This is a genomic window from Nonomuraea sp. NPDC050227 (assembly GCF_044459705.1).
GTDB lineage: Bacteria > Actinomycetota > Actinomycetes > Streptosporangiales > Streptosporangiaceae > Nonomuraea.
The window spans coordinates 413,651-425,324 of record NZ_JBITJF010000007.1 but is presented as its reverse complement, the minus strand read 5'-3'; the positions used below and the strand labels follow the sequence as shown (position 1 = coordinate 425,324).

The 11,674-nt window shown below is 68.6% G+C and carries 10 protein-coding genes and 1 tRNA gene; 6 read left to right on the top strand and 5 right to left on the bottom strand.

Annotated elements, in window-relative coordinates; all coding sequences use genetic code 11:
* Positions 1–11 precede the first annotated feature (11 nt).
* Genes ACIBK9_RS28505 through ACIBK9_RS28495 form a run of 3 tightly spaced genes read left to right on the top strand, consistent with a single transcriptional unit; the run spans position 12 to position 3,585 of the window.
* On the top strand, positions 12–671 hold the full coding sequence (locus ACIBK9_RS28505; protein WP_397161993.1) for a hypothetical protein: 660 nt from the start codon (positions 12–14) through the stop codon (positions 669–671).
* Positions 671–2,119 (top strand): proton-conducting transporter membrane subunit, encoded by a 1,449-nt coding sequence (locus ACIBK9_RS28500; RefSeq protein ID WP_357709376.1) that lies wholly within the window; start codon positions 671–673, stop codon positions 2,117–2,119. Before ACIBK9_RS28505 ends, ACIBK9_RS28500 begins: the two co-directional genes overlap by 1 nt.
* On the top strand, positions 2,116–3,585 hold the full coding sequence (locus tag ACIBK9_RS28495) for an NADH-quinone oxidoreductase subunit C (RefSeq protein ID WP_397161992.1): 1,470 nt from the start codon (positions 2,116–2,118) through the stop codon (positions 3,583–3,585). Before ACIBK9_RS28500 ends, ACIBK9_RS28495 begins: the two co-directional genes overlap by 4 nt.
* 2 nt (positions 3,586–3,587) lie before the next feature.
* Here the strand turns inward: ACIBK9_RS28495 and ACIBK9_RS28490 are convergent, their stop codons facing one another.
* Positions 3,588–4,010: a pyridoxamine 5'-phosphate oxidase family protein gene (locus tag ACIBK9_RS28490; RefSeq protein ID WP_397161991.1), complete on the bottom strand. Its 423-nt coding sequence runs from the start codon at positions 4,008–4,010 to the stop codon at positions 3,588–3,590.
* 698 nt (positions 4,011–4,708) lie between these two features.
* Here ACIBK9_RS28490 and ACIBK9_RS28485 point away from each other — a divergent pair.
* Complete coding sequence (locus tag ACIBK9_RS28485; RefSeq protein ID WP_397161990.1) at positions 4,709–5,524, top strand: hypothetical protein; 816 nt, start codon at positions 4,709–4,711, stop codon at positions 5,522–5,524.
* Between the two features lie 829 nt (positions 5,525–6,353).
* On the opposite strand, the gene ACIBK9_RS28480 is transcribed toward ACIBK9_RS28485, so the two are convergent.
* Complete coding sequence (locus ACIBK9_RS28480) at positions 6,354–7,484, bottom strand: FAD-dependent monooxygenase (RefSeq protein WP_397161989.1); 1,131 nt, start codon at positions 7,482–7,484, stop codon at positions 6,354–6,356.
* A 206-nt stretch (positions 7,485–7,690) separates the two neighbouring features.
* Positions 7,691–8,278 (bottom strand): hypothetical protein, encoded by a 588-nt coding sequence (locus tag ACIBK9_RS28475; RefSeq protein WP_397161988.1) that lies wholly within the window; start codon positions 8,276–8,278, stop codon positions 7,691–7,693.
* A gap of 5 nt (positions 8,279–8,283) precedes the next feature.
* Here ACIBK9_RS28475 and ACIBK9_RS28470 point away from each other — a divergent pair, with 5 nt between their 5' ends.
* Positions 8,284–8,571, top strand: a complete 288-nt coding sequence (locus ACIBK9_RS28470) for a hypothetical protein (protein WP_397161987.1) — start codon at positions 8,284–8,286, stop codon at positions 8,569–8,571.
* A 74-nt stretch (positions 8,572–8,645) separates the two neighbouring features.
* On the opposite strand, the gene ACIBK9_RS28465 is transcribed toward ACIBK9_RS28470, so the two are convergent.
* Positions 8,646–8,721 (bottom strand) — tRNA-Gly (locus ACIBK9_RS28465).
* Positions 8,722–8,759: 38 nt separating this feature from the next.
* Here ACIBK9_RS28465 and ACIBK9_RS28460 point away from each other — a divergent pair.
* Entirely contained in the window at positions 8,760–10,154 is a 1,395-nt protein-coding gene (locus ACIBK9_RS28460; RefSeq protein ID WP_397161986.1) for a DUF4241 domain-containing protein, read from the top strand.
* Between the two features lie 334 nt (positions 10,155–10,488).
* Here the strand turns inward: ACIBK9_RS28460 and ACIBK9_RS28455 are convergent, their stop codons facing one another.
* A complete protein-coding gene (locus tag ACIBK9_RS28455) occupies positions 10,489–11,490 on the bottom strand; it encodes a NucA/NucB deoxyribonuclease domain-containing protein (protein WP_397161985.1) in 1,002 nt (333 codons plus the stop codon).
* Positions 11,491–11,674: the final 184 nt, after the last annotated feature.

Here is an 11,674-nt window from a genome sequence, read left to right as displayed (position 1 = left end):
TGGACGTGAACATGACCGATGCGACGTACGTCCAGCTCCTGGACCTGGCCTGCGGGGCGTTCCTGCTCACGGGCGTGCTGGTGCTGTGGCGGCACGAGCTGTCGCCGATCGTGCGGCTGTTCGCCCTGCAAGGCGTGGCGCTGACCGTGCTGATCGTCGTCCTCGGCGTCCGGCAGGGGAGCCTCGAACTGGTCCTGATCGGTCTCGGGGTGGGTGCGTTGCGCGCCGCGCTGCTGCCGTACCTGATGCGCCGCGCACTGGTGGCGAGCGGCGCGGGCCGCGAGACACAGCCGCTGGTCAACGTGGCGACCTCACTGCTGGTGGCGGCGGTGCTGGCGATGCTGGCCTACGCGGTCTCCCAGCCGCTGATACGGCTGTCGCCCACCCCCGCCGCGCACGCGGTGCCGATCGCGCTGACCGTGCTGCTGATCGGGTTCTTCGTGCTGGTGACCCGGCGGCGGGCGCTGTCACAGCTGGTGGGCTTCCTGCTGATGGACAACGCCATCACCGCCGCCGCCTTCCTGACCACCAGCGGCGTCCCGCTCGTCGTCGAGCTCGGGATCTCGCTGGACGTCCTGCTGGCCGTGCTGGTGCTGCAGGTGCTGACCACCCGGATGCGGGCCGCCTTCGGCGGCACCGACCTGGACGAGCTACGGGAGTTGCACGACTGATGGACAGCCTGCTGGTGATCGCCCCGGTCGCGGTGCCCGCGGCCGCCGCGCTCGCGTACGCCCTGATCGGCTGGAACCGGGTCACCGCCTGGCTGGGCGCGTCGGCCGCGGCCGGGCTGCTGGCCTGCGCCGTCGCGCTGGCCGCGGCGGGGAGGCGGGAGGCGCTGGCGGGGCTGCTGCACAGCGACGCGCTGAGCGCCTTCATGCTGATCGTCATCGGTACGGTCGCGCTGCTGGCCATGCTGGCCGGCCCCGCCTACCTGGCGGCCGAGCTCGCCTCCGGGCAGACCGGCCCGCGCGAGATGCGCCGCTACGGCGTGCTGACCCAGTCGTTCGTCGCCGCGATGGCGCTGGCCGTCCTGGCCTCCAGCCTGGGCCTGCTCTGGGTGGCCATCGAGGCGACCACCATCCTGACCGCCTTCCTGGTCGGGCACCGGCGCACCCGTCAGGCCACCGAGGCCGCGTGGAAGTACATGGTCATCTGCTCGGTCGGCATCGCGCTGGCGCTGCTGGGCCTGGTCCTGACCCACGACGCCGGCGACCACGCCGGAGTGGCCTCCCTGGACTGGACGGCGCTGTCCGAACACGCGGGCCGGCTCGACCCCGGCGTGATGCGCATCGCGGTCATGCTGCTCGTGCTCGGCTTCGGCACCAAGGCCGGGCTGGCGCCCATGAACGCCTGGCTGCCCGACGCCTACAGCCAGGCCCCGGCCCCGGTGTGCGCGCTGATGTCCGGGGGGCTGCTGTCGGTGGCCTTCTACGCCGTCCTGCGCGTCAAGGTCATCGCCGACGCGGCGCTCGGCACCGGCTTCACCCGTACGCTGCTGGTCATCGTGGCGCTGGCCTCCCTGGCCGGGGCCGCGCTGCTGCTCATCGGCCAGCGTGACTACAAGCGGCTGCTGGCCTACTCCAGCATCGAGCACATGGGGCTGATCGCCCTCGGCGCCGCGATCGGCAACACCCTCGCCCTGGTCGCGGTCCTGCTGCACATCCTCGGGCACGGGCTGGGCAAGTCGGTGGTGTTCCTGTCCGCGGGACAGCTCCACCAGGCGCTCGGCAGCACCCGGATCCGTGCCGTACGCGGCCTCATCTCCAGGGCGCCGATGCCGGCCGGGGCGTTCTCCCTGGGGCTGCTGGCCCTGCTCGGCCTCCCGCCGTTCAGCCTGTTCGCCAGCGAGCTGGGCATTGCGCGGGCGGGCTTCGCCGCCGGCCTGGGCTGGCCCGTCGCGGCGGCCCTGGCGCTGATGCTCGTCATCGTCGCCGCCGTCGGACGCCAGGTCCGGCCGATGCTCGTGGGCGGCGGACCCGGCGAGGCCGTCGCGCTGCCGCCCACCCTGGCCGTCCCGCTGGTGGCGGGCCTGGCCGCCTGCGCCGTCCTGGGCATCACGCTGGGGCCGCTGCGCCCCCTGCTGCAAGCCGCCGCCACGATCGCCGGAGCAACACCATGAGCACACGAACCATCGCCGACGTCGGCACCGCCGAACTGCCCGGCCACGCCGCCCGCCTGCTGGCCGGCGGCCACCGGCTGGCGCTGGTCTCCGCGCGCCAGGAGGCGGACGGGTTCGGGGTGGCGTACCTGTTCGTCGCCGGTGACCCCGATCGCCGTACCGAGCTGCGGCTGCGGCTCCCCTCCGAGCAGCCGGCCGTGCCGAGCCTGGCCCACCTGTCCTTCCCCGCGGGCCGGTTCGAACGCGAGATCCGCGACCTGTACGGCATCACCCCGCTCGACCACCCGCTCCCCTGCCGCCTGGTGCGCCACCACCACTGGCCGCGCGGCTGGTACCCGATGCGCGACGACGCCGGGCCGCCGCCCGCCTTCGGCGACTCCGAGGGGCCGTACCCGTTCGTCACCGTCGAGGGCCAGGGCGTGTACGAGATCCCCGTCGGCCCCGTCCACGCCGGTCTCATCGAACCGGGGCACTTCCGCTTCTCCGTGGTCGGCGAGACGATCATCAAGCTCAAGGCCAGACTCTGGTTCGTCCACAAGGGTATCGAAAAGCTCTTCGAGGGCCGCCACCCCGCCGACGGGCTGCAACTGGCCGAACGCGTCAGCGGCGACACCTCCGTCGGCCACGCGCTCGCCTACTGCCTGGCCGTGGAAGAGGCCACCGGAGCTCCGGCCGACGCGCGGGCGCAGCAGGCCCGAGCCGTGCTCCTGGAGCTGGAACGCCTCTACAACCACGTCACCGACCTGGGCGCGCTCTGCAACGACGTCGCCTTCCCCATCCTGCACGCCCACGCCGGTCGCATCCGCGAACAACTCCTGCGCCTCAACGCCGAGGTCACCGGGCACCGGCTGCTGCGCGGCGCCGTCCGCCTCGGCGGCGCCCGTCTGCGGGGCTTCCCCGACCCCGACATGCTGCACGCCATCGGCGCCGACGTGGCCGAACTCACCGAGCTCGCCCTCGGCCACAGCGTCGTCGCCGACCGCTTCACCGGCACCGCCATCCTGTCGGCCGAGGCCGCCCGCGACCTCGGCACGCTGGGCTACGTGGCCCGCGCCAGCGGCCTGGACCTCGACGCCCGCCGCCGGCACCCCTTCACCGACCTCGGCGACTTCACCCCCGCCCACCGGACCGGCGGGGACGTGATGGCCCGCTTCCAGATCCGGGCCGAGGAGATCGCCACGTCCATCGCCCTGATCACGCATCTGGTCGAGACGCCCGCGGCCCCGGATGCGTCACCGTCCCTCGAAAGGTGCTCCTCGGGCGTGGGGCTCGTCGAAGGCTGGCGTGGCACGATCGCCCACCGCGTCGAGCTCGCGCCCGATCAGACGATCAGCCGCCTGAAGATCGTGGACCCGTCCTTCTTCAACTGGCCCGCGCTCCCGGTGGCGCTCGACAGCGCGATCGTCCCCGACTTCCCTCTGGTCAACAAGAGCTTCAACCTGTCGTACGCCGGCAACGACCTCTGACGTCAGTCGGCGCCCGCCGCGAACCCGGTGACCAGCTCCGGCCGCAGCCGTGCCACCACGTCGATCCGCTCGCCGGGCCACGCCTGGAGCCTGGCCAGGGCCTGCTCCAGCTCCTGCGGGTCCGCCACCAGCCCGGCCCGCCCGGTCAGCACGACGCTCCACCCCGTCCGGGCGGCGGCGTCCAGCTCGTCGGCCTCGTACACGACGACGGAGACCCGCTGCAGCAGCGCGGCGATCTCCGCCTCGTACGGCAGCCCGATCAGCAGGCCGTCACCGTCCATGACATGAGCCACGAACCGGAGGGCCGGCATCGCCCGGCTGATGAACACGATCCTGCCGAAGGTGACGTTCCCCAAGTGCCGCAGGGCCTCATCTCGGGACAGTTCCCTGCTCGTCGGCGCGGACCGCGTGACCTGCTGTTGCACCGCTCCACGATCGCGCACCGGCACCGCCGCCGGTAGGGACGAAAGTCCCTGCCGGCGGCGCGCTCCGTCCGCGGGGTGGGCGAGCAGACGCAGTCCGACGGCGGCCAGGTCGCGGCTGTCGATCCGGAGCTGTTCGATCTGCTGGAGAGAGGTGAACGGCCGGGTGTGCCGCTCGAATATTGAGTTACGTGGTCTGAGCTGCGGTTAAGCGGCGTGGTGGTATTCGTTGATCGTGCCTGTGACGACGGGTTTTCGGCGGACGATCCCCTGGTCGTTGAGGTCGGTTACGTCGCGGGCGGGTTGGGTTGCGATGTCCGGGGCCGAGCGCCTTCTTCCAGATGTTCGGGAGCGGCCGGGGTCACTGTCCGGGTCCTCGCGCTCCAGTGCCCGGTGCGGCGCGTCGAGCGGCCGGCGCCGAGCTCGCCAGCGATCCGGGTGACCAACTGGCCACGCGAGCGGCGGGCCCTGGCGGCATCCCTCCCGACGACCTACACGGATTCGAATACAGATTCGATAATACGTTGACGTGATCGATGAGGTGTGACTAGATCATTTCCGTGATCAAGAACTCACCTCAGGGGCCGTCAGGGCATCAGTACCGGATAGAACTCAGCAGACAGCCGCGCTTTCCGGGGCGCGCAGCACGTGGCACATCGTTCACCCGCCTGGCCCGTCGGCTCACCGCCATCAGCGCCACCTTGCTGGCGGCGGCCGGCCTTGTCGCCGCACCGGCGCCCGCGGCGTTCGCCGACTCAGCGACCTACCTCAACACGTTTCTCGGCGCCTATGAGAGATGGGAAGGCGACCTGGCCACGGGCGGGGGCCAGGTGTTCGTCTCCGTCAAGGACCGGATCGTCGTCACCGACTCCCGCGGCCTGTCCACCGGCACCGTCACGGGTCTCTCCGGTGCCGCGGGCCTGGCCTCGACGCAGGACGGCACCCGCCTGTACGCCGCTCTGAGCGGCTCGAACGAGGTGGCCGAGATCGACACCTCCGGCCCCACCATCACCCGGCGGATCAACCTGGCCTCCTACCCGTGCCCGTCGAAGTTGTCGCTGTCCGGTGATCGGCTGTGGGTGGGATACGGCTGCGCCGGCACGTGGGGCGGCGGCGTCGTCAGCCTCGACGTCGACGTCACCGCACCGGAGCCACAGCCGGTCGAGGTCGGGCCCCGCACGTACGCGGCCCCGCTGGTGGCCGCCGCCGGGGACACCCTCGTGATGAGCGGATCGGACGACAGCCAGGACGACCTGACGGTGTACGACACGAGCACGACCTCCGCCACCTTACGCGGCGTGATCGACGGCCAGACGAACGCAGGCCTGGCCGCCGCCAAAGCCCGCGGCCGCACCGGCGGCCGCCCCACCGTCATCACCCCGGAACTCCTGCGCGGCGCCCGCGACATGCTGCCCAACCCCGCCAACTCGATCACCTCGATCGCCAAGCTGCTCGGCGTCACCCCGGGAACGCTGTCCAACCACATCCCCGACCTGCATCAGCTCCGCACCGGCTGAACCGCAGGTGCTCACGAACTCCCAACCCGCATTGTGGCGTTAGGGGCAGGTGAGTGTTTCTGCTACGCCAGAAACCCTCGCCACCACATGATTACTTGGCGCACATAGTCGCCACTCTGGGGCATCGACAGAGGTGGGTACACGTGCATCTCCCCCTGCGGCGCGCAGCACTCCTCCTCACCGCCGCCATCACCACCGCGCACCCTGTCCCCCTCGAAAATCTGGTTTCGTGTTGCGAACAGGGGTGTGCTCAGCAAGGACGGACGAAGATCTCTGTCACACCTCTGGTGGCTGACTCTCAGCCTGACGGCCCCCAGTCGGCCGGTTCGCCATCGCGGAGCGGCGCGGCGAAGCCGCGGACATGGCGGGCGAGTGTGGTCAGCTCGGGGCAGGCGGCAATGAGTTCCAGCACCAACTGGGTGTCGCCGTCGCGTAGCCGGTCAGGGTGGGTGAGCAGGAGGCGTGCCAGGCGGCGGGAGGCGGTGACAGGTCGTTCTCCTTCGGCCTTGGATGATGGAGCGGTAGAGCAGGTTGAGGCTGCCGGTGTAGCCGAGCTCTTTGATCTCCCGGAAAAGCTGCTGCGAGTGCCTATGAAGGATGCCGCCCAACCCGTCTCGTCAGCGTATGTTCAGGTCGGTGATTCGCTCGGGATCGAGGATCGGATCAGGAGCAGTGCGCAGCGGAGCCGCTTGGCTCCCAAGGCCCGCGCCAGGGTCTCCCGAACTCCGCGGCGGCGGGCTGTGACCCTGCTGATCGGCTCGGACTCGTTCGACGACGGCCGGGTCCACTCCGTCATCGGCCGCCTCGTCCGCGACCTGCGCCGACCCCGTCAGCGCGACAACGACTGCAGTGACCCGGCGATCCAGTGCCCGGCCCAGCGCTTGATCTTGCGCAGCGCCTCCGGCCGGCTCGCCGCCCGGTCGAGCTGGTAGTACAGCCGCGGCGGCATGTACGACAGCAGCGGCGAGTGCCGCTGGCCGAGCAGCGCGAACATCTGCGCGGGCTCCAGGCGCAGGTAGCGCGGCAGGTTCTCGTAGAACCGCGCGCTGTAGCGGGCGGCGCTCTGGACCGGCAACAACGCGGCCTTGCGCTCCCGCTCGTAGGCCGCGAGCGCGGGCGCCAGGGCGGGGTGGCGCTCGATCGCGCCGGCCAGCGCGATGGCGTCCTCGATCGCGAGCGTGGTCCCGGCGCCGATGGAGTAGTGCGTGGTGTGCGCGGCGTCGCCGAGCAGGACGATGTTGCCGCGGTGCCAGGAGCGGTTCGTCACGGTCTGGAAGCGCAGCCACTGCGCGGCGCCCTGCCCGCGCCCGACGAGCCGATGCCCGTCGAGCAGGTCGACGAACAGCTTGTCCAGCAGCTCCAGGTTGCCCGCCTCGTCGGCGCGGTCGAGCCCGAGCCCGCGCCACGTGGCGGGCGCGCACTCGATCACACAGGTGCTGCGTTCGTCGTCGAAGGGGTACCCGTAGCACCAGATCCAGCCGTGCTCGGTCTCCACGAAGGCGAAGGTGAAGGCGTCGAAGACCTTGGTGGTCCCGAGCCAGATGTAGGTGTTGCTCCCAGTGGCGACCTCGGTGCCGAAGTCGTGGCGGCCGCGCAGCGGACTGTTCACCCCATCGGCGGCCACCACCAGGTCGGCGTCCGGGACCTCGCCGAGGATCTCGCGCTCGAACTCCACCCGCACGCCGAGTGCGATCGCCCGGTCGGCCAGGATGCCGAGCAGCCGGTGGCGGCCGATGCCGAAGCCCTCGTCGCCGCGGTGCGTGGTGGTGCGGCCGCCGACGAGGGCCATCCCGTCATGCCACCGCACGGACGCCTCGCCGATGGCGCGGGCCGACTCGGGATCGCTCTCGTACAGCCGGTCGAGCAGGCTGCCCCAGTACGTCACGCCCCAGCCGTACGTCGAACCCGCCGGATCGCGCTCGAAAACGGATATGTCGCACGAAGGATCGCGCAGCTTCATCAGGATCGCGAAATACAGGCCGGCGGGTCCGCCGCCGACACAAACCACCTTCTGTACTTCATTTGGCACAGGGTAGTTATACGCGCACAGTGCGCTACCACGCGCGCTACGCCACGCCGGACCCGAGCCAGCTGTTCGCAAGCATCGACGATGCATCAGTCGGGGTGGTGGCGCTCTACGCCTGCCGAAAATCGCATCCATGCAGTTCAAGCGGCATGTGAGTACTCGCGGAGGACACCGCCGAGCCGGCCTCGTCGCCGGATGTTGAGGTCGCTGATTTGCTCTGGGTCCGTGATCGGATCGGGGACAGGACGCGGCGGCGCCGCTTGGTCCAGGGCTTGGCGGGCACGATGGTGGTTGTAGAAGTGTTCGTATTCCCGTAGGGCGTGCCGCAGGTGGTGTTCGTTCCATGCGAGGCGGCGGTCGAGGAGTTCGCGGCGGCACGACCGCACCCACCGCTTCCTGGTCGACTTCATGCGCGGCATCGGGATACCGGTGAGCACCGTCTTGATGCCGGCCTCGACGAGAATCTCGTCCATGAGGGCCGGAAGCTTCCCATCCCTGTCTCGATTCAGAAAGCGCGCCCGACGACCCGTATTGTCCAGATCCATCACCAAATTTCTGATCGCCTGGACAAACCAGCTCGCGCTTGGATGAGCGGTGGTACCCAGCACACGGACACGCCTGGCGGCATGCTCGATGACCGCCAGGATGTACCCGCGCTGCCCGTTCAAAGTGATGGTGTCTCGCTCGGGAAACACGGTTTCGTACTGTGAGCTCGGGTTTTGCTGCACGATGGGTGGAAGTCTTCCATGTCACCCCAGCAACGATCTTGCGCTGGCGCCGCAACCTGGTAGCGCCTAAGTGGACCTTCGCCGACAGGCGACGCCCGCGGCGGCCCGGCACCCACCAGCTCGCGCACACCGACCTGCAAGTGGTGAAGGCCATGTCGGGGCACGCCAGCATCGTGCTCACCGCCAACGCCTACGTCTCGGTGCTGCCGGAAGCGGCCCACGAAGCCGCCCGGGAGACAGCCCGGCTGGTGCTGAACGCGGCGTCCGCACCGGGACGACAGCTCGGCGGCTGACTCAGGATTGCCTCATATGTGCCCCATGCCGCCGACGGATGCGGCAGCGCCTGGAGTCTCCGCAGGTAGAGAAGCGCGCCCTGCAGGATTCGAACCTGCGACCGTCGGATCGGAAGTCCGCTGTCGGTGCCGGTTGCTAGCGTGACGCGCGCAAAGGTCCGATCACGCTGATGCGGGCAGGAGATGGCATGACGACGGCGAACGTCGGCACGGTTGACGTCACGTACTGCGAGGGGTGGGACCCGCAGGCTCGTGCCGCCGTCGCTCCGATATCGGAGCCAGAGGCCCGTGACAGAGACGCATCAGGTGAGCAATACGCCGTTCTGCTGTCTGTCCAGGGGAGACCGAAGGCCCTGTTCCAGGTCGACTGGGACCACGGCCATCTCGGGTTGTTCCTGTTCGACGCGTACGAACGGCGCACCAAGGAGCTGGAATACCGGCAACTGGAGCCGGGACGGCTGCACCTGATGCGCTACCAGGAGTGGCGCCACACCTCCGGCACCGACCCGGAGTTCCCTGAGCACGGCTGGCGCTTCACGATGACGATCGCCCCGGACGGACGCGCCAGGCGAGTCCTGAGCAACGCCGACGGCTCCAGTCATACCTGGGAGAGCGTCCCGGTTGAGCACCGTACGGTGGCAAAGGCGGAGTTCGGCGCGTGGACGGCGTACGTCGATGCGCAGATGCTCGGGCTGAGCGGCCCCATCACCCTGGCGCCGGCCGAAGATCTCGTGAACGGACCGGCCTCGGGCATGATGCCCGCCTGGTCGGCCACGCTGCCGCTGCGTCCCCGGCATCTCGAAACGCTCTTCATTCCCGGAAGCCGCCTGGCCTCCGGCGAGGGGCGCGTCGCACTGATCACCGAGCCCTCGCACGCGGGGTGGATTCACCTGCCCACCGGCTCCATGATCGCCGCCGATCCCTTCCTCCTGGACGATGCCGTTCCCTTCACCGTCACCGTGGCGCCTGGTGACTACGCCGTACTGATCGCCTCGATGCGGTGGGAGGGGACGGACTGGAAGGGCGAGACCCCGGCCGTGATGGTGCGGATCCTGGACAAGCCGACCGCCAGCTGGGAGCCTGCGCTTCTGCCCGGGCAGGACGTCCGGCTGCTCGGCGCCGGTGAGTTCTTCGGGTTCGGTGTGGATGCGGGTATGGGCTGCTTCCTCGACGCCTCGGGCCGCGAGGAGCTCGGGAGGCTCGTCGAGGAGTTGGAGGACGAGTACAACGAGATGGACCTCATGGATTCCGAGCTCCGCGCCTCGGAGACCGGCACCAATCTGATCGCCTACCAGAGCGGGTTGGGCGACGGCAGCTACCCGGTGTGGATAGGCCGCGATGCCGACGGGGAAGTCACCGCGTTCGTGGCGGACATGCTCATCCTGCACGACGCCGACTCGCTGCCGCCCACGGTGCCGTCGACAGCCGTCTACCTGCCTCTGACCACCCCGGTGACCGACGACCGACGCGAGGCGCCCTTCACCAGTCCCGGCGCCACAGCCGCGTTCATGACGACCCGGATCAACCACGTCATCGACGGCTGGGCCGAGCATCGTCGCTCTTCAGGGTTCGACGCGGTCTAGTTGATCTGTCCCTTGGAAACCGGCTGGTTCTAATGCGATGACCCAACCGTCCAGGGAGGTGAGTTGCAGCAGTTGGCCGGGATACTCGTCTTCCAATGCCTCCATTTCGTCGTCACTGGGCCAGTCCCCGCTAAGCAGGTCCGCGCCGAATCTACGCGCAACCTCCTCTAGATCGTCGCTCTGGCACCAGGTGAGGCACAGTTGTCCTGGTAGGCCGGCTGCGAGAAGTTCGGCGAATGACACGTCGGAAGGATGCATGTGGTGACCCTTTGCGCGTGAGCGGATTACTGATTGTGGCCGCTCCGGTTTGGAGCAGCCACAATCAAACTAAAGGTTACCGAACCGGCGGTACGTCCTTGTCTTGGGGGCGCGGCTTGGGGTACACCCAGAATGCGTCTGCGTTGAGTCTGCGCGTCCGTTCGTAGAAGAGCCCGAGGTCACCGCCGGACGCGCGGTTGTCAGAGGCGCCGATGTGTCTGACCGAGAAGTGACCGTGTGCGGCAAGCGAGCCTTCTTGGGTACTGGCGAAGGGATATTCGTCGCAGTCGAGGCTCTCTGGGCCTGGGTTCACGGTAGGCCAGAGCTGACGGCATTGGCCGATGGAGAAGGCGCGGTTGGCTGCTATTGTTCCGGCTGGCGCCGTGTCCGGGTCCTCGAGGCATGGCACTGCTCCGTCGAGAATGCGATGAAGTTTTCCATACGGAGTACGGCCCGGAATCCTCTTTGGTTCGTTGATCACCGGCTTGGTCCAGTTGTCGGCGTGAAAGTAGGCGTCCCAGACGTGTTTGGCTGAGTCCTTGATGCGATCCTTGACGATAGCGTCGAACACGAGAGTGGGGTTGACGTCGATGAGGATGCAACCGCCAGTGTATTTGACGATCATAGTAGAGGTGTCGCAGCGTACGACAGGGCTTTGGAACCAATCTGCGTCCGCGAAGTTACCGCTGGGAGTAAGGGCCGTCTTCGGCGACGTGTAGCCCGCATACGGATCAATCATGCAACCGCTGAGAAGGTGTGTTCCTTCGCCCAGATTTTTTGGCGAATGAATGGCCCGTTCCGCCTCCGCTCCATCCTCGGTTGCCCATGTCCGCCAGGGCTGCTCCTTTTCTGCGGTGATACCGCTTACTCCGGGGCCGGCAGTAATCTTGCATTTTTCGCTGACCGCGATCCCGGCCTTCATGGTCATCGCGTTGTAATAGCTCGAGTCGGTGCCCACCCACTTGACTTCGTCGACGCGCCAGCGGAACAGCATGTCGCGGCCGTGCAGGCCCGAGAACCGGTCCATCTCTGCATTCTTTCCCTTTATTCCGCCGCCGGCATGGGTGTAGAGGCGCATGCTCCAGCGAGACGAGACCTTTCCTACATATTTCTCGTCGACTATCCGGCCCGTACGGGTGTCGATGGACAGCTCATAAACCGGCCACGAAAAGCGGAACCATGCGCACCAGTTGTAGGGATTACTACTGTGTCCGACCTTCCAGGCCCATGGGTTGCTCTCGTCCCTACTCCGGAAGTTATGC